Consider the following 17,541-nt stretch of genomic DNA (forward strand, 5'->3'; position numbering starts at 1 on the left):
GCATGGCCCACGAACCCCGCCTCACCGCCGCGCTGCGCGAACTGCTCGCCTCGCAGCGCATCGCCGCGCTCGGCACGCTCGACGAAACCGGCGCACCTTTCGTCTCCATGGTGCCTTTTGCCGTGTTGCCGCTGGCCGGCGAACTGGTGATCCACGTCAGCGGCCTGGCCGCGCACACCCGCAACCTGGAGCGCCTGCCGCGCGCATCGCTGATGGTCTGCCAGGCCGAAGTCGCGGGCGAGCCGGTGCATGCGCTGCCCCGCGTGACGCTGGACGTGAACGCCCTGCCCTGCGAGCCCGGCAGCGCGGCGCACGGGGCCGCGCGCGAGGCCTACCTGGCGCGCTTTCCCGAGGCCGAGCCCATGACGGCGCTGGGCGATTTCCGTTTCCTGCGCCTGGTGCCGGGCGGCGCGCGCAGCATCGACGCCGACGAACTGCGCCAGGCGCTTGGCCCCGCACCGTGAGCGACACCGCCACCGCGCAGCCACCCGGCCCGCAAGCCACGCTGGCGGCGGTCCCGGCCGGGTTGCGTGTGCTGTACGCCGACGCAGCCCTGCTGGTGCTGGACAAACCCGCCGGGCTGCTGGCGGTGCCCGGGCGCGGTGAAGACAAGCAGGACTGCCTGAGCGCGCGCGCCCAGGCCGCCTACCCCGACGCGCTGGTGGTGCACCGGCTGGACATGGCCACCTCCGGCCTTGTGGTCATGGGCCGGGGCATCGAAGCCCAGCGCGCCCTCGGCCTGGCGTTCGAGCAACGCCGTGTGCACAAGCGCTACGTGGCGGTGGTCAACGGCCTGCTGGCCAACCCCCAGCCGGACAACGGCTGGAACACCATCGACCTGCCGCTGCTGCTGGACTGGCTCAACCGCCCGCGCAGCGCCGTGAACCATCCACACGGCAAACCCAGCGTGACACACTGGCGCCTCGCCACCGAGCCGGCACCCCTGCCGGGCACCACGCGGCTCGACCTCGAACCCGTCACCGGGCGCTCGCACCAGCTGCGCGTGCACCTGCAGGCCATTGACCACCCCATCGTCGGCGATCCGCTCTACGCGGCGCCCACCGGGGCGGTGGACCGCATGCTGCTGCACGCGATGGCCCTGAGCATCCCGCACCCGGTCACCGGCGCACAGATGCGTTTCGAATCAACCTGTCCTTTCTGAGGCCCTTTGCCATGCACGACCTCTTCATCCTCACCGGCGCCTCGCGCGGCATGGGCCTGGCCATGGCCCGACAACTCGTCGCACCGGGTCGGGTGCTGCTGTGCCTGTCGCGCCAGTCCAGCGCCGAACTCACCGAACTCGCGAGCCAGCGCGGCGCCACGCTGCTGCAATGGCGCATCGACCTGGCCGACACCCTGGCCGCGGCCGAGCGCCTGCAGAACTGGCTGGCTCAGCTCGACGCGCCCAGCCTGGCCAGCGCCACGCTGATCAACAACGCCGGCGTCATCCCGCCCATCGGGCCGCTGGACGCCTGCCCACCCGATCAACTGGCCAATGCGCTGCGCGTCGGGCTCGAAGCCCCCATGCAGCTCACCGCGGCCTTCCTGCGCGCCACCGTCGCCTGGGTCGATGGCGGCTGGCGCGGTCCGCGCAAGGTGCTCAACATCTCGTCCGGCCTGGGCCGCCGGCCCATGGCCGCGCAGGCGCCGTATTGCGCCGCCAAGGCAGGGCTGGACCACTTCACCCGCTGCAGCGCGCTCGATGAGGCGCAGCGAGAACACGGCGCCAGGCTGGTCTCGCTCGCGCCTGGTGTGATCGACACCGACATGCAGGTGCAGCTGCGCGCCGGTGACCCGGCCGCCTTCCCCGACCTGCAGCGTTTCGTGGAACTCCAGCGCCAGGGCCAGCTCTCAAGTCCACCGGACGCCGCCCGCCAGGTCCTGGCCTGGCTCCAGCGGCCCGACTTCGGAGATCAACCGGTGGCCGACGTGCGGGACTGAATCCGCCAGCGGCCGCCCTGCGGGAGACCACCATGACCCAGCTTTCTCGCCGCCAGTTCAACCGCTCGCTGTTCACACTGGGTGCCGTATCCGGCGTGCCGATGCTGGCCATGGCGCAGGGCAGCGGCGACTTCTGGGCCCTGCTGCGCCGCGGCGGCTGCGTCGTGCTGATGCGCCATGCGTTGACCGAACCCGGGATCGGCGACCCACCGGGCTTCCGGCTCGACCAGTGCAGCACCCAGCGCAAGCTGAGCGAAGCCGGCCGCGAGCAGGCGCGCCGGGTCGGCGCGGCGTTCACCCGCGAAAGCGTGCCAATCGACGAAGTGCGCTCCAGCGCCTGGTGCCGCTGCACCGAAACCGCCGAACTCGCCTTCGGCCGCCACACGGTCTGGGCGCCGATCAATTCCTTTTTCAACGACGCCACCGGTCCGGCGCAGACCCGTGAGGTGTTGCATGCGGTGCGCGGGCTGGCGGCACCGAAGAACCTCATGCTGGTGACGCACCAGGTCAACATCTCGGCACTCACGGGAGCGTTTCTGTCCATGGGCGAAGTCTTCGTCACCCGGCCCGCTGCCGGCGACCGGCTGCCCGTGCTGGCGCGCCAGGTGTTCTGAACGCTCGCGACGGGCTGGTGCGCCCGAGTTGACAGCCGACAAGCCCGGTGTAAGCCTGCCGCGCATACCATGTGGTGTTGATCCGGTGATCACCACCCTCCCGGGGCAGGTCACCACCCATCACACCCCACCACACACAGGAGATGAACATGAGCCGAGAAGTTGTTGTTGTCAGCGCTGCCCGCACCGCCATTGGTACCTATGGCGGCAGCCTCAAGGACACGCCGCCCACCGAGCTGGCGGCACTGGTCGTCAAGGAAACGCTGGCGCGTGCCGGCGTGGACGGCAAGGACGTCGGCCATGTGGTGTTCGGCCACGTGGTCAACACCGAACCCAAGGACATGTACCTCTCCCGCGTCGCCGCGGTCAACGGCGGCTGCGCCGAAGGCACGCCCGCGTTCAACGTCAACCGCCTGTGCGGCTCCGGCCTGCAGGCCATCATTTCGGCCAGCCAGGCGATCATGCTCGGCGACTGCGACATCGCCATCGGTGGCGGCGCCGAGAACATGAGCCGTGGCCCCTACGCCAGCCTCTCGGCCCGCTGGGGCGCACGCATGGGCGACACCAAGATGGTCGACATGGTCGTCGGCGCGCTGCACGACCCCTTCCACACCATCCACATGGGCGTGACCGCCGAAAACGTGGCTGCCCAGTTCGGCATCACGCGCGAGATGCAGGACGCGCTGGCCGTCGAGAGCCACAACCGCGCACAGCGCGCCACCGAGGCCGGCTACTTCAAGGACCAGATCGTTCCGGTCATGCTCAAGAGCAAGAAAGGCGAAGTGGCCTACGCCACCGACGAGCACTTCCGCCCCAACTGCAAGCTCGAAGACATGGCCAAGCTCAAGCCCGTGTTCGTGAAGGAAAACGGCACCGTGACCGCCGGCAACGCCTCGGGCATCAACGACGCCGCCGCGGCCGTGGTGCTGATGGAAGCCGGTGCGGCCAAAGCCCGTGGCGCCAAGCCGCTGGCGCGCCTGGTGGCCTACGCCCACACCGGCGTGGACCCCAAGATCATGGGCATCGGCCCGGTGTCGGCCTCGCGCCTGGCGCTGCAGAAAGCCGGCCTCACCGTCAACGACATGGACGTGATCGAAGCCAACGAGGCTTTTGCCGCCCAGGCCTGCGCCGTGAGCAAGGAACTCGGCCTCGACCCGGCCAAGGTCAACCCCAATGGTTCGGGCATTTCGCTCGGCCACCCCATCGGTGCCACCGGCGCGCTGATCACCGTGAAGGCCTTGTACGAACTTCAGCGCATCAACGGTCGCTACGCGCTGGTGACCATGTGCATCGGCGGCGGCCAGGGCATCGCCGCCATCTTCGAGAGGGTGTGATCCATGCGATGGTCAGCGGCCATCGCGGAACTTGAGAAGGGCCTGCTGCAGCGCGACGTGGCGGCCCGCGCGCTGCTGCTGGCGGCGCTCGCGGGCGAGCACGTGCTGCTGCTCGGCCCGCCCGGCACGGCCAAGAGCGAACTCGCGCGCCGTCTGCAGCGCCTGCTGCCCGGCGCGCACTATTTCGAGCGCCTGCTCACCCGCTTCACCGTGCCCGAAGAGCTGTTCGGCCCGCTCTCGCTGCGCGCGCTGGAAGACGACCGCTACGAGCGCCTGACCGAGGGCTACCTGCCGAGCGCCGAAGTGGCGTTTCTCGACGAGGTGTTCAAGGCCAACTCCGCCATCCTCAACACCCTGCTCGGCCTGCTGCACGAGCGCCAGTTCGACAACGGCAGCCAGCGCCTGCCGGTGCCGCTGGTGTGCCTGGTGGGCGCCAGCAACGAACAGCCGCAGGACGACAGCCTGCTCGCGTTTTACGACCGCTTCCTGCTGCGCGTGCCGGTGCAGCCGGTGGACGACGCGCATTTCACCGCCCTGCTGCTGGCCGACGCGACAGCCGCAGGCGACACCCCGGCCGAGGCGTTGATCGACCCGGCCATGGTGCAGGCCCTGCGCGAGCGCGCGCCGCAAGTCGCCCTGGGTGAAGCCGCGCTGGCGCTGCTGCTGCAGGCCCGGCAGCACGCGAGCCAGACCGCACAGACCGTGTCGGACCGCCGCTGGCGCCAGCTCGTGGCCCTGCTGCAGCTGCAGGCCGCCAGCCGCGGGGCCGGCGAGGTCAGCCCCTGGGACCTCTGGCTGCTGCCCTATGCGCTGGCCGCCGACCCGGCCCAGGTGCCGGGCTGGACCACGCTGTTCCTGCACCGGGTCGCCCAGACCGCGCCGCTGCCCATCGACGGGCTGGAGCGCGCGGTGCAGGCCTTCGAGTCGCAGCTCGACACCGAGCGCCGCGCGCCGCCCGACGCGCAGGACGACAGCGCGGGCAAGCTGGCGCTGGCGCGCGCCATCACCCGCCCGGGCGAAGAAAGCGAGATGGTGCGTTTCACCAGCGCGCGCGCCCAGCGCCACTACAGCCCCGTGCACATCGCCGCCCGCGTGGCGCAATGCGACGAACTGCTGGAACGGCTGCTGGCGCTGCATGATGAATGGCTGGCGGTGGCGCACGCGGTGCTGGCCAAAGCCCGGTCGCACGACTGGCTGCCCCCGAGCTGGCTGCTGCAGATCGAAGCCGCGCACGCCGAGCGTTGTGGTCAGCTGGCGGGCCTGTGCGCGCAACACCAGTCCACGCGCAACGGTTTTGCAGACCTGCCGGTGGACGCAGAGGCCACCGCCAACGCACCGGCACCGGTGCACTGGGAATCCCCATGAAGGCGTCGACAGGCTCGGCCCGGGCGGGCGGGCCGGTCGACACCGTGCCCCCAGCCACCGTTCTCCCTGAGCCTGTCGAAGGGCAGAACTTTCCCGACCGGCCCTACCACCACCTGAACGCCCTGCCGCGCGAACTCTGGCGCTGGGCCGTGGTGTGCAGCAGCGGCCCGGCCACGCGCCGCCTGCCCGAACTGGCCCACTGGGTGCGTGCGCTCATGGACGGCGTCCTGCCCGACCCGGCGCACGATTTCGGCGACGCCGCCGCCACGCAGGCGCTGCGCCCGCTGCTGGCCGAGCTGGACCTGCTCACCCTCACGCGCCAGAGCGCACCGCTCACGCGGCAGGTGCTGCAGAGCCTGCTGTGGCACCTGGACAGCCTGATCGACCGCCCGGCCGATGAACCGCGCGCGCAGGCGGTGGCGCGCATGCAGGCCAGCTTCCGCGACAGCTGGGACGTGCAGCGTCAGGGCTGGGACGAGGTGCTGGCGCTGCTGCAGTCGCTGGGTGATCTGGCGCACCTGCGCTGGGACGACCTCGCCGGCCAGCTCAACCGGCGCGAGTGGCAGGAAGCGCGGCGCATCGGCCAGCTGCTGCAGCGCCTGCCGGCGCTGGCCAGTTTCATCGACGGCGTGGGCCGCCGCGACACACACCGGCAACGCCCGCCGGCGCGCACCGCCCGGCCCGATCCGGCGCCCGATGCGCAGGCCGCGCAACGCCAGGCCGACGAAGAAGAACGACGCCCCGAGCCCACCGCGGTGGACGGCGTGCGCCGCTCGCGCAACCTCGCGCGCATGGCCGGCAGCGAGAGCCTGAACCTGACCCACCCGGTGCTGCACCGGCTCTGGCGCGCGCGCTTCGCCGAAGCCCAGCTGCTGACCTACGACGACCGCGCCCGCGAAACTTCACGTCGGCCGCTGCCCTTGCCCGAACAACGGCCGCACCGGCAGGCGCCCACCCACGCCGGGCGCGGCCCGCTGATCATCTGCCTCGACACCTCGGGCTCCATGCGCGGCGCGCCGGAAAGCGTGGCCAAGGCCTGCGTGCTGCAGGCGCTGCGCAGCGCCCACGCCGGCCAGCGCCGCTGCCGGCTGCTGGCCTTTGGCGGCCCGAGCGAACTGCTGGAGCGCGACCTGACGCTCGACGCCGCCGGGCTGGAACACCTGCTCGACCTGATGGGCCAGAGCTTCGACGGCGGCACCGACGTGCAGACGCCGATCGAGCGCGCCATCGCCCTCGTGCAGACCACCGGCTGGCACGAGGCCGACCTGCTGGTGGTGAGCGACGGCGAGTTCGGCGTCACGCCCGCCACGCTGCAGCAGCTGCGCGAGGCCAAGGAGCGGCTGGCCCTGCGCGCGCACGGCATCCTGATCGGCGACCGCGAGACCATCGGCCTGCTGGAGGTCTGCGACCACCTGTACTGGGTGCGCGAGTGGCGCCGCTACGGCAGCGGCGCCAGCGCCGTGGCCGACGATTTTTCGCCGGTGCACAGCCGCAGCCTGACGGCCCTGTATTTCCCCAACGCAATCAGAAGGTGAGGCCCCCCTGCGCCGCTGCGCGGCTTCCCCCCGGAGGGGGGACCACGCCCTGTGGCCCGGCGAAGCCGGTTCCACGGCGTGTGCTGGGTTCACGCGCCACCGCTTCCTCTTTGGCTTCTGCTCTTGGCTCGCAGAGAACTTCGGGAGATTTCCGGTGTCAGAAACCCTCGGACAACGCAAGGAGAAGCTTCGATGTGGAAACGACTCTCGGTGATCTGGCTCGCTGTGCGCGGTGACGCGAAACGGCTCTGGTATGCGCTGGGCCATCCCGAATCGCCGGGCTGGCTCAAGGCCGGCACGGCCGCGCTGGTGCTCTACCTTGTCTCGCCGATCGACCTGATCCCCGACATGCTGCCCGTGATCGGCGTGCTGGACGACCTGGTCATCGTGCCCCTGGCCTTGCGCTGGCTGCTTGCCCGCCTGCCGGCCCACATCCGTGCCTACGCCGAACAGCGCGCCGGTGGTGTGACGCCCACCGCACGCCAGGCCCACCACTGGGCCGACCGCTCCGTGCGCTGAGCCGCGGAGCCGGCGCAGCCGGCCCGCCGGACTGCCTGCGGGGTCACGGGACGACGGGGTCCGGGCGCGCTGACCGCCCGCCTCTGGCCTCCGTGTCCGCACCAGGCGACTGCAAACTGGCCATCAGCCTGCGCAGGTTTGGCACCGCCGCCTGGGCCTTGGCCCCGCTCAACCGCAACAGGTCCAGCTGGGCGGGGTCGACGGGACCGGCACCGTCCAGCAGCACGCCGACGGTGTTGAGTCGGCTGTTTTTCAGCCAGGCGTCAACCTGCGGCTGTTGCCGCCAGCGCTGGGCGTTTTTCAGGGTCACGGCCCACTGGACCAGCCAGTCGGACGGCCGCTCGGGCACCGGCACCGGTTCGCACAAGGCGTTCTGCTCGGCTTCATCGCTCACCGTGTTTTCAACCTGGGCGATCAGGGCCGCGCTGAACAGCGGCCGGCACCAGCTGACCATCAGCAGGTTGATCCGGTCGCCATCGAACACCGGCACCGATGGGGCTGGGTGCAGGGCCGCGGCGCTGCAATCGATGTAGAGCGTGTCCGCGTGGGCGCCGATCACACCCTGCTCCAGCACCAGGTGCGAGCGCTCGACCGAGCGCAGCCGGCCGAGCCGCACCACGTCGTGGATGCGCCGCAACTGGGTCATCTCTTCGCGCGAGGCGATGGCGCAACGGAAGGTCGTCGGCTCCACCGCCGGATCCAGGCGCATCAGCACCCCACGCTGCTCCAGGCGCACCCACAGGTCGGGCAGCGAGGCGGCTTCGGCGATCGCCTCGAACTGGTCGATGGTGCGGCGCATGCTCAGCTCGAAGTGCTCCAGCCCCGGCAGCAAGTTGGCGCGGTCCTGCACCCAGGCGTCGCGGGGCATGATCCAGCGGATGCGCGACGCCGGTACCCCGCTGTCCAGCAGCCAGAGACAGGCGTCCATGCCGGTCTTGCCCGATCCGACCACCGTGTAGTGCGCATAGGTCCGCTGAAGCTGCGGCAACTGGCCGGGCGCGATGCAGTCCACGCCGTCGGCCAGCCCGTAGGCGGGCCGGCGCACCGACGGCACCTCGGTGCGGGCGTGGGTGGCGTCGACCCGCTTGCGGCGCACCTTCACCACCTGCTCCGCCCCGGTGGCCAGGCACACAATGCGGTGCGAGCCATCGTCACCCTGGCGGTATTGATGGCTCGGGAACCAGCGCACCCGACCGGTGGGCAGGAGGCGCTCGCGCATCAGGCGTTCGAAATAGGCCAGCACCTCGGCGCCGGTGGCCCCGCGATCAAAGCCGGACGGGTCCGGCTCCGCCTCGTCCAGCCGGGTCGAAGCAACGCCGTACCAGACCGAAGGCTGGTGCAGCCGAACGAACGGGTAGGCATCGTTCCAGTGGCCGCCGGGCAGCGGGTGCGGGTCCACCATCAGCACGGTGGCGTCGGATTGATCGATCAGGGTGTCGACAAAGGCCATCGCCATGGCGCCCGCGCCCACGACGAGGTAGTCGGTCTCGATGGTGTGGTGGTGCATGTCAGCTCCCTTCGTGCAAAAAGTGGTGTACGGGCAGCCGGTTCATCACGGTGCCTCCCGCAGCAGCTGCTCGACCGCCAGCTGGCCGACCTGGCGGCCCAGGGCCTCGCCGGCATCGGTGGAGAAGCGGTAGTGCAGGCCGCCGTGGATGCGGGCCTCGGAGACCTCGTGAACGAAGTCCTCGGTGCTCTTCCATTGCCGCACCGCACCCTTGGCGCTCGGGCTGGAGGTGCCCAGCACCGGCAAGGCGCGGGAACCAAACTCGGCGTCGATCACCGCGCCCACCGCGCTGGCCAGGCTGCTGTGCGCGCTCGGGTACTCGGGGTGCATCGGTGTATCGACAAGCGGCGCCCAGCCGGCCGCGCGTTCGGTTGCCGCGTGGCCGTCGAGGTCGCCATTGCGGATCGCGGTGACGGGGCGCCAGAAGTGGTGGTGGTACTTGGCGTCGATGACACCGATGATGGCGTCGTCCATGGCCTGCGCCACCGCGGCAAACAGACGGGCATTGCGGGCCGGATCGCGTCCGGGTTGTTCGGCGGCCGAGCGCACGACGCCGTGGTAGATCGCCGGCATCGAATAGGTCCAGAAGCGTGCGGCCTCGGTCTGCTCGGCGCTGCGCCGACCACCCGAGCGCTCGCCCAGCGACTTCACCTCGTTGTAGTCGCGTGCCCACTGCTCGCTGCCCAGGGACGGCGGCGGACCGGGACGGAACTGCGTCGCGCCCGCCATCAGCCAGGGCTTGCGCTGCGCCCATTGCGGTACGGCCGGCAAGGCGGTCGGCACATAGACGCCCGCGGTGGCGTGCGGCCGGTAACTTTCGGCGCCGCCCGCGCCGTCGCCGGCGCGAGCGGCCAGCACGACCGCTGCGGCACGTTCGCCGGTGGCCATGCCGGCGGCCTTGGCGGGACCGTCGGCAATGCCCGCCAGCGCCGCCTGGACGGCGGCATCGATCTTCGTCCGCTGGTCCGGCAGCAACTGCGTCAAGGTGGCCTGGTTCGCCACCGCCACCGCGGCGTCAATGGCCGGCTTCGCGGTGGCCAGCCGCGGCGGCAGACCATCGAGCGCCTGGTGCACCGCGGTCTGCACGATAGCCATGACGCGGATCGCCGGCGGCGTGCCGAGCGGCGACCCGGCCACCAGCGAGTTGGCCCGCAGGTTCCAGTCGGTGACGGTGTCGGCGTTCGCCTGCAGCGCTGCCGTCGCGACCAGTGAAGCCAGCAGCGCGTGGCGTGAAAGGGGGGTGTTCATGCGGATCTCCAATGGCCAGGTTCATTGTTTGGTGATGACGACTTCGAGGTATTCGCTGGGCACGACCAGCGACTGCGGACCCGCCACGTTCAGCTCGTCCAGCAACGCGGTGATCGCGCGTTCGAGCGACTGCGCACCCTGGGCATCGAGCGCGGCAAAGGCCTTGTGCGTGGGGCCGTAGAGTTCGCGGAACACCTGCACCCAGTGCGCCGCCGAGTGGTAGCGGAAGTTGAAGTGGCGGTGCTCGCAACGGATCTGCGCCGCGTGTGAGCCGAACAGCTCGACGATGTGCGATTCGGTGCCCCAGAGCAGCGGCGAAGCCACCCCGGCCGGTGGCGGCACGTGGGCGCCGATGAGCCTGAACAGGCGGCCGATGAACCCGCCCGGGGTCCAGTTCGCCAGGCCGATGCGGCCGCCGCTGCGCAACACGCGCAGCATCTCGCTGGCGGAGCGCTGGTGCTCGGGCGTGAACATCACGCCAAAGGTGGAGAGCACGGCATCGAAGCTGGCGTCGGCGAACGGCAGGGCCTCGGCGTCGGCGTGCTGGAACTGGATCGCCAGGCCCTCGGCGCGCGCACGGTCGTGGCCTTTGGCCAGCAGCGCCTGCACGTAGTCGGTCGAGGTGACGCTGGCGTGGCGCCGCGCGGCGGCCAGCGAGGCGTTGCCGTTGCCGGCGGCCACGTCGAGCACGCGCTCGCCAGCGCGCACGTCGACCGCTTCGGCGAGCGTTTCGCCGACGATCTGCAAGGTGGTGCCGATGACAGCGTAGTCGCCACTGGCCCAGGTGGCTTGCTGGCGCTGCTTGATGGCGGCGTAGTCGGGGGCGGGTTTTTCAAGAACGGTGTTCATGGGGTGGTCTCCTGAGGAAGTTGGTGGGGGTCGGCGCGGGCTTGCGGCGACGGGCCCATTCTTCGGGCAGTGGGGCATTGACGCTTTCCCGGACGTCCTTCAGACTTGTCTGTTCGTCCGTGATTGCGTCTGGCCACCCGCGGCCCTGGCCGGGAATCCGCCGCGCTTGATCGCGACGCCAGACGTGGAGGTTCCCGCCATGAACCACGACCCCTTGTCCGACGTGCTGCGCAGCGTGCGCCTGCGCGGTTCGGTCTTTTATTACGTGAGCTTTGGCGACGAATGGGCAGCGGAAACCCCCGCCTCACCCGATCTGGCGCGCGCCCTGATTCCGGGTGCCGAGCACGTGCTGGCCTACCACCTGCTCGCCCGGGGCAACGGCTGGGCCGCCACCGACGGCGAGCCGCCGGTGCGACTGGCACAGGGCGACATCGTGATGTTTCCGCGCGGCGACGGACACGTCATTTCCAGCGCACCCGGCATGCATGCGCAGGAAGACCACAGCGACTGGCGCTTCACCACCCGCAACGACCCCAAACCCATCGCGGTGGCCTACCACCGCGGCGTGTTGCGCCCGGGCGCCGCGATCCCTGCCGAGGAGGCGACATCGGTGGTCGTCTGCGGCTTCATCGCCTGCGACCTGCTGCCCTTCAACCCCCTGATCTCGTCCCTGCCCCGCCTGCTGCATCTGGCGTCCGGCGGCCTGGGGTCGTGGGTGGCGCAGTTGCTGGACCAGGCGGTGTCGGAGTCGCGCGAGAGCCGCGCCGGCAGCGCCGCCGTGCTCGAACGGGTCGGCGAAATGGTCTTTGTCGACGCGGCCCGGCGCCACCTGGAGTCCTTGCCCAGCGACGCCTCGGGCTGGTTCGCCGCGCTGCGTGATCGCCATGTGGGGCGTGCGATCCACCTCATGCACGAGAAGCCGGCCCATCCCTGGACGATCGACGAACTGGGGCGCGAGGCCGGGCTGTCGCGTTCGGCCCTGCACGAACGATTCGTCGAACTCGCCGGCCAGCCACCGATGCAATACCTCACCAGCTGGCGCATGCAGCTGGGCGCCGGCCTGCTGCGCAACAGCGACAGCAAGGTCGCAACGATCGCGCAGGAGGTGGGTTACGACTCGGAAGCGTCGTTCTCCCGCGCGTTCAAACGCAGCGTGGGACAGCCGCCCGCGGCGTGGCGGCGCAAGCAGCGTGTGGGGGCCTGACGCAGCGCGGTATCAATCGCCCTGAAAGCCGCCCGAACGGTAGGTCAGCACCAGCGTGTCTCGCCAGCCCAGCTCGCCACCCACCAGCGGCTGGATCGGCGTGGTTTCATGGATCACACGCGCATCGTCCAGCAGCAGCAGCGACCAGGGCTCGGTCAGTGTGAAGCGCTGGCCGCTGGGGCCGTCGGCCTCGAACACGCGACTCTCGCCGCCCTTGATGCGGTGGCGCCCGAGCATGAACACCGCCACCAGATCGACGCCGTCGCGGTGCGCGCCTTCGGGCGTGGGGCGGCCGATGCCGTCGGTGGTGTCGATGCGGAAGGGGTGCGCCTCGACAAACCAGGGCTGGCTGCCGCGCAAGGCCGAGACTGCCTCGCCCACCCGCGCCAGCAGGCGGTTCCACACCGGCAGCGCGACCTGCTCGGGCTGCATGGGCTCGAACCAGCGCTGCATGCCGCCGTGCAGGGCGTTGTATTCCAGCGGCTGCCAGTGGGCGCGGTGCGGCGCCTGATGCACCGCCTGGCCATCGACCACGAAGCAGCTGTGGCGGCGGCTTCGGTAGCGCCCACCGTCTTTCAGGTAGGCATCGGGCGGCAGGTGATCCCAGCCGGCGTGCAGCGCATCGAGTTCGGCCACGTCGGCCGGCAGCCATTGCCGCACATCCGCGGCAGAGATCAACGCAAAACCGTGCAAACGCAGGGCGGCATCCACCCCGTCAAGGGGCACACAAGGTGGCAAGAAAGCACTGGTGGTCATGGCGGGGCAGTGTAACTGCCGGCTGTGCCCGCGGCCGCACCCGGGTTCACCCGCAGTGGCACCCTGAAGAGTTTCTGCGCTGGATCAAAACGTGGCCTTGGGCGGGCTGTCAAGCTGAGCACGAAGCCAAGGAGGTTGTTTTATGAACACTGTTGAATGGTCCGATGCCCTGCAGCTGGACTACGAGCCCATGGACGCCGTACACCGCGAATTTGTGGACCTGCTGGCGCTGGCACAAAACGCACCCGACGCCACCCTGCCACTGGCCTGGGCCGCTGTCGTGGATCACACCGCGGAACATTTCGCCCGGGAAGACGAGTGGATGCGAAAAACCCGGTTTTCCGCCGCCGAGAACCACATCATCCAGCACCGGGTGGTGCTCCATGTGCTGCGGGAAGGCTTGGCGCTGGCGCGCGCCGGTCAGATGGATGCGGTCCGTGAAATGGCCGGTGAGTTGGCGGTCTGGTTTGCCAAACACACCCAGTCACTGGACGCGGCCCTGGCGCTGCACATGCGCCGCGAACCTGCTGGCGGTGGTGCGTCCAGGCGCGCAAGCGGGGGCAACCCGACGGTCCATGCGCACCTGTAGCAGGCCCCTCTGGAGCGACCCGGGCGAGGCAAAGGAGACAAGGCCCCGAACAACCCCAACGGGGATGGGGTAAACCATGTAAGCACAATATTCGGCCTTGTTTATATTGTTTCCAATAAAGGAGACAATCATGGCCGAAGCCATTCAAGCAAGCGCTGTCGAGGGCGAGAACCTGACGCGCGAAACCCCGGACGGTGATCAGCGCCCCAGAGACGCTGAGCGCGGGCCTTCGGTGTTCTCGCTCCAGCTCGCCACCCTGCGCCCGTCCGACCCGATTCGCTGGCTCCAGCTGGGCTGGCAGGACTTCCAGCGCTGCCCGCGCATCGGCCTGTTCTACGGTCTGTGTTTCTTCGCCATGGGCCACGCGCTGCTGGCGGTGTTCCAGAATGCCCCCGCCTATGTGCTGGCGCTGAGTGCGGGCTTCCTGCTGATGGGGCCGTTTCTCTGCCTGGGTCTTTACGACGCCAGCAAGGCCATGCAGACCCACGACCACCGGCCTTCGCTGCGTGCGTCCCTGCAGGCCTGGCAGCCCACCAAGGGCACGATGGGCATCTTTGCCGGCGTGCTGCTGATCCTCGAACTGCTCTGGGGCCGGGCTTCTCTGGTGGTGTTTGCCGTCACCTTCAACACCATGCCGTCGACCGAGAAGCTGCTGCCGCAGCTGGTCAACCCCGAGAACATCGGCTTCCTGATCACCTACACCATCGTCGGCGGGTTCTTCGCCGGCCTGATCTTCGTCACCAGCGTGATCTCGATCCCGATGATCATGGACCGCAAGACCGACGCCGTCTCGGCCGGCCTCACCAGCATCCGCGCCTGCCTGCAGAACCCGGGCGTGATGCTGATCTGGGGCGCAATCATCACGCTGCTGATCGGCCTGGCCATGTTGCCGGTGTTCCTCGGCCTGCTGGTCATCGGCCCGGTGATCGGGCACGCCACATGGCACGCCTACCGCAACATCGTGCCGATGCAGACCGAAGGCAGCGCCTGATCTCAGCCTCTCAGGCGTTGACGTTCACCACCAGGCGCCCGCGCACCTGGCCCGCCAGGATCTCGCTGGCCGCGCCAATCGCTGCCTCCAGACCGATTTCGCGCGTGATCGACGCGAGCTTGCTGCGGTCCAGGCCGGTGGCCAGTTGTGCCCACGCGGCCTCGCGCCGGGCCAGCGGCGCCATCACGCTGTCGATGCCGTAGAGCGTCACGCCGCGCAGGATGAACGGCGCCACCGACGCCGGCAGGTCCATGCCCTGCGCCAGACCGCAGGCCGCCACCGCGCCGCCGTAGCGCGTGCTGGCACAGGCGTTCGCCAGCGTGTGGCTGCCCACCGAATCGACCACGCCGATCCAGCGTTCCTTCTGCAGCGGCTTGCCCGCGGCGCCCAGCGTGCTGCGGTCGATGACCTCGGCAGCACCGAGGGACTTGAGAAAATCCGCCTCGCCCAGCCGGCCGGTGGACGCCACCACCGTGTGGCCCAGGCCCGCGAGCAGCGCGATGGCGATGCTGCCCACACCGCCGTTGGCGCCGGTCACGAGCACCTCGCCGCTGCCGGGTTTCACGCCCGCCTCGGCCCAGTGCCGCTGCAGCGCCATCACGCACAACATGGCGGTGTAGCCCGCGGTGCCGATGGCCATGGCTTCTCGCGTGCTCAGCCCTCCTGGCAACGCCACCAGCCAGTCGCCTTTGACCCGCGCCATCTGCGCCAGCCCGCCCCAGTGCGATTCACCAACGCCAAAGCCGTTGAGGATGACGCGGTCGCCGGCCTTCCAGCGCGGGTGCTCGCTGGCCGTCACGGTACCCGCGAAATCGATGCCCGGCACCAGGGGAAAGCTGCGCACCACGGGTGACTTGCCCGTGATGGCCAGGCCGTCCTTGTAATTGAGGGTGGACCAGTCCACCCGCACCGTCACGTCGCCGCTGACGGGCAGTTGCGCCTCGTCGAGCTCGGTGAGCGCGCAGCGGTAGCCGGCGTCATCGGTCTTGTTGATCAGCAGGGCTTTGAACATGAGAGTCTCCTTGGGAAGCGGGTGCGGTTTCGCGCCAGAGCCGGGCCAGCAGCCACCAGCCGGCCAGGGTGTTGAGCAAGGCGAACAGGGTCAGCAGACCCCGCATCGCGCCGGTGGGCTGGATCACCATCAAAGCCGATGTCATGGCAGAAGACATCAGATTGAGCACGATCACCTGCCAGAAAAGGGGCATTCGCGGCTGCCAGAGCCGGCGCAGCGGGGAGAGGGTGTTGGTCATTCAGACGATTGTGCCGGGAGGCGCGTGCCCCCAGGTGCCACAAGCCTTTCAGGCCGCGGGTTCCTGCTCCTGCAGCAACCGCCACATCACCTTGCCGCTGCCGCTCTTGGGCAGCGCCTCGACGAACTGCACCACGCGCGGGCATTTGTAGACCGCCATGTTCTCGCGGCACCAGTCCAGGATGTCCTGTTCGCTGGTCTGGCCGCGCGCGCTGTCGCGCAGCACCACCACGGCTTTCACGCTTTCGCCGCGGTAGTCGTCTTTGGTGCTGATCACGCAAGCCTCGGCGATTGCCGGGTGGCGGAACATCAGCGCCTCCACCTCGGCCGGCCAGACCTTGAAGCCGCTGGCGTTGATCATGCGCTTCAAGCGGTCGGTGATGAAGAAATAACCGTCTTCGTCCACCTTGCCGAGGTCGCCGGAACGGAAGTATTTTTCGCCGTTGAAATCGATGAAGGCCGCCTCGGTGGCGTCGGGACGCTTCCAGTAACCGGCGAACACCGACGGCCCGCGGATGATGATTTCGCCCGCCTCGCCCACCGGCATTTCCTGCAGTGTCTCTGGGTCCACCACGCGCGCATCGGTGCTCAGGAACGGGATGCCCAGGCACTGCTGCTTGGGCGCATCGGGCGGGTTGTTGTGCGAGGGCGCGGCGGTCTCGGTGAGGCCATAGCCCTCGGCGTAGCGCAGGCCGAACTGGTCGAACAGCCGTTGCGCCACCGCCTGCGGCATCGCCGCGCCGCCGCCGCCGATGAAGACCAGGCTGGAGAGGTCGTACTGGTCGAAGCGCGGGCTGGCCAGCAGGTCGATCACCATGGTGGGAATGTTGCTCCAGTGCGTGACGCGCCAGGCCGAGATCTGGCGCCCGGCAAGTTCGCGGTCCCAGCGCGGCATGATGACCAGTGTGGCCCCGGTGTACAGCCCTGAGTGCATGCCAACCACCATGCCGGTGATGTGGAACATGGGCACCACCACCAGCGACACGTTTTCGGGCGTGCCGCCGGTCCACAGGCTGCAGGCCACGGCGTTGTGCATGATGCTGGCGTGGGTGTGCATGCAGCCCTTGGGCAAGCCGGTGGTGCCGCTGGTGTAGGGCAGCACGCACAGGTCTGTTGGCTGGCGGTCGTGTGCTGGCGCGGTGTGTGTGCTGGCCAGGGCATCGGCCCAGTCGGTCGCGCTGCCGCCCGGCAGCTCCGGCAAGGGGTGGCGCTTCGCCAGCCAGTCGGCCCACGCGGGCGGGATGTCGGCCTGCGGTCCGATGGCGTCGTGGTAGTGCGCCACGACCAGGTGCGACAGGCGCTGCGCCTCGGGCAGGTCGGCATTGGCCTGGAGCAGATCGCCCGCGAGGTCGGCCGCGCAGACCGCGACTTTCACGTCGGGGTCGGTGATGTAGTGCTTGAGCTCCTCGGCCCGGTTCATCGGGTTCACCGGCACCACCACCGCGTTGGCGCGCAGGATGGCGCAGTGCGCCACGATCCACTGCGGACAGTTCTGCATCAGCAGCACCACCCGGTCACCGGCGCGCACGCCCTGCGCGTGCAGGTGGCCCGCCAGCCGCTCGGCCTGCGCCAGCAGTTCGCGGTAGCTGAGCTGCTGATCGAAGAACACCAGCGCCGGCTTGTCCGGGTAACGCTGCGCGCTCACCACCAGGTTGTGCCAGAGCGAGGTCACCGGCGGGCTGATGCGGTGCGGCAGGCGCTTCGGCCAGAAGCGGTGGTGGGGGCGCGGCTGAACTTGCTCGACCATCGGCGTGGCGTCTGCAGGGCTCATCGGTTTGTCTCCTGGTGCTTTTTTTTCCAGTGCGAGCATACGGGGCCGCGCTGCAAAAAGACAAGCAGC

18 protein-coding genes are annotated in these 17,541 nt (G+C 69.6%); 11 read left to right on the top strand and 7 right to left on the bottom strand.

All coding sequences use genetic code 11. The annotated features are described in order from the left end of the window. The first annotated feature begins 2 nt into the window (after window positions 1-2). The 8 genes from AC23D4_RS06885 (at window position 3) to AC23D4_RS06920 (ending at window position 7,308) form a co-directional block, all read left to right on the top strand. Window positions 3-464: a HugZ family pyridoxamine 5'-phosphate oxidase gene (locus AC23D4_RS06885; protein WP_472888088.1), complete on the top strand. Its 462-nt coding sequence runs from the start codon at window positions 3-5 to the stop codon at window positions 462-464. Continuing rightward, entirely contained in the window at window positions 461-1,162 is a 702-nt protein-coding gene (locus tag AC23D4_RS06890) for an RluA family pseudouridine synthase (RefSeq protein ID WP_472888087.1), read from the top strand. The genes AC23D4_RS06885 and AC23D4_RS06890 overlap by 4 nt, the downstream gene beginning before the upstream one ends. An 11-nt stretch (window positions 1,163-1,173) precedes the next feature. Continuing rightward, window positions 1,174-1,941, top strand: coding sequence for an SDR family NAD(P)-dependent oxidoreductase (locus AC23D4_RS06895; protein WP_472888086.1), 768 nt, complete (start codon window positions 1,174-1,176; stop codon window positions 1,939-1,941). Between the two features lie 32 nt (window positions 1,942-1,973). Next, window positions 1,974-2,555 (top strand): histidine phosphatase family protein, encoded by a 582-nt coding sequence (locus tag AC23D4_RS06900; RefSeq protein WP_472888085.1) that lies wholly within the window; start codon window positions 1,974-1,976, stop codon window positions 2,553-2,555. 149 nt (window positions 2,556-2,704) lie between these two features. Beyond that, complete coding sequence (gene bktB, locus AC23D4_RS06905; RefSeq protein ID WP_472888084.1) at window positions 2,705-3,889, top strand: beta-ketothiolase BktB; 1,185 nt, start codon at window positions 2,705-2,707, stop codon at window positions 3,887-3,889. A gap of 3 nt (window positions 3,890-3,892) precedes the next feature. Next, complete coding sequence (locus tag AC23D4_RS06910) at window positions 3,893-5,254, top strand: AAA family ATPase (RefSeq protein ID WP_472888083.1); 1,362 nt, start codon at window positions 3,893-3,895, stop codon at window positions 5,252-5,254. Beyond that, window positions 5,251-6,789 (top strand): VWA domain-containing protein, encoded by a 1,539-nt coding sequence (locus tag AC23D4_RS06915; protein WP_472888082.1) that lies wholly within the window; start codon window positions 5,251-5,253, stop codon window positions 6,787-6,789. Before AC23D4_RS06910 ends, AC23D4_RS06915 begins: the two co-directional genes overlap by 4 nt. Before the next feature lie 192 nt (window positions 6,790-6,981). Continuing rightward, window positions 6,982-7,308 (top strand): YkvA family protein, encoded by a 327-nt coding sequence (locus tag AC23D4_RS06920; protein ID WP_472888081.1) that lies wholly within the window; start codon window positions 6,982-6,984, stop codon window positions 7,306-7,308. A 43-nt stretch (window positions 7,309-7,351) separates the two neighbouring features. Here the strand turns inward: AC23D4_RS06920 and AC23D4_RS06925 are convergent, their stop codons facing one another. Genes AC23D4_RS06925 through AC23D4_RS06935 form a run of 3 tightly spaced genes read right to left on the bottom strand, consistent with a single transcriptional unit; the run spans window position 7,352 to window position 10,912 of the window. Continuing rightward, entirely contained in the window at window positions 7,352-8,815 is a 1,464-nt protein-coding gene (locus AC23D4_RS06925; protein WP_472888080.1) for a hypothetical protein, read from the bottom strand. Between the two features lie 45 nt (window positions 8,816-8,860). Then, window positions 8,861-10,063, bottom strand: a complete 1,203-nt coding sequence (locus tag AC23D4_RS06930) for a vanadium-dependent haloperoxidase (RefSeq protein ID WP_472888079.1) — start codon at window positions 10,061-10,063, stop codon at window positions 8,861-8,863. A gap of 21 nt (window positions 10,064-10,084) precedes the next feature. After that, on the bottom strand, window positions 10,085-10,912 hold the full coding sequence (locus AC23D4_RS06935; RefSeq protein ID WP_472888078.1) for a class I SAM-dependent methyltransferase: 828 nt from the start codon (window positions 10,910-10,912) through the stop codon (window positions 10,085-10,087). 199 nt (window positions 10,913-11,111) lie between these two features. On the opposite strand from AC23D4_RS06935, the gene AC23D4_RS06940 reads away from it, so the two are divergent. After that, window positions 11,112-12,116, top strand: a complete 1,005-nt coding sequence (locus AC23D4_RS06940; protein ID WP_472888077.1) for an AraC family transcriptional regulator — start codon at window positions 11,112-11,114, stop codon at window positions 12,114-12,116. A 12-nt stretch (window positions 12,117-12,128) separates the two neighbouring features. Here the strand turns inward: AC23D4_RS06940 and AC23D4_RS06945 are convergent, their stop codons facing one another. Further along, window positions 12,129-12,872, bottom strand: coding sequence for a 2OG-Fe dioxygenase family protein (locus AC23D4_RS06945; RefSeq protein ID WP_472888076.1), 744 nt, complete (start codon window positions 12,870-12,872; stop codon window positions 12,129-12,131). Between the two features lie 142 nt (window positions 12,873-13,014). Between AC23D4_RS06945 and AC23D4_RS06950 the strand changes: the two genes are divergently transcribed. Next, window positions 13,015-13,461, top strand: a complete 447-nt coding sequence (locus AC23D4_RS06950; protein ID WP_472888075.1) for a bacteriohemerythrin — start codon at window positions 13,015-13,017, stop codon at window positions 13,459-13,461. Window positions 13,462-13,591: 130 nt separating this feature from the next. After that, on the top strand, window positions 13,592-14,452 hold the full coding sequence (locus tag AC23D4_RS06955) for a DUF2189 domain-containing protein (RefSeq protein WP_472888074.1): 861 nt from the start codon (window positions 13,592-13,594) through the stop codon (window positions 14,450-14,452). 10 nt (window positions 14,453-14,462) lie between these two features. Here AC23D4_RS06955 and acuI read toward each other — a convergent pair whose 3' ends face one another. Genes acuI through AC23D4_RS06970 form a run of 3 tightly spaced genes read right to left on the bottom strand, consistent with a single transcriptional unit; the run spans window position 14,463 to window position 17,472 of the window. After that, the gene (gene acuI / locus AC23D4_RS06960) at window positions 14,463-15,464 is read right to left on the bottom strand and encodes an acrylyl-CoA reductase (NADPH) (protein WP_472888073.1); all 1,002 of its coding nucleotides are present in this window, start codon (window positions 15,462-15,464) and stop codon (window positions 14,463-14,465) included. Next, on the bottom strand, window positions 15,430-15,702 hold the full coding sequence (locus tag AC23D4_RS06965) for a hypothetical protein (RefSeq protein ID WP_472888072.1): 273 nt from the start codon (window positions 15,700-15,702) through the stop codon (window positions 15,430-15,432). The genes acuI and AC23D4_RS06965 overlap by 35 nt, the downstream gene beginning before the upstream one ends. A 48-nt stretch (window positions 15,703-15,750) precedes the next feature. Continuing rightward, window positions 15,751-17,472: a long-chain fatty acid--CoA ligase gene (locus AC23D4_RS06970; protein ID WP_472888071.1), complete on the bottom strand. Its 1,722-nt coding sequence runs from the start codon at window positions 17,470-17,472 to the stop codon at window positions 15,751-15,753. Between the last annotated feature and the right edge of the window lie 69 nt (window positions 17,473-17,541).

It is taken from the genome of Hydrogenophaga sp. L76, from assembly GCF_057654755.1.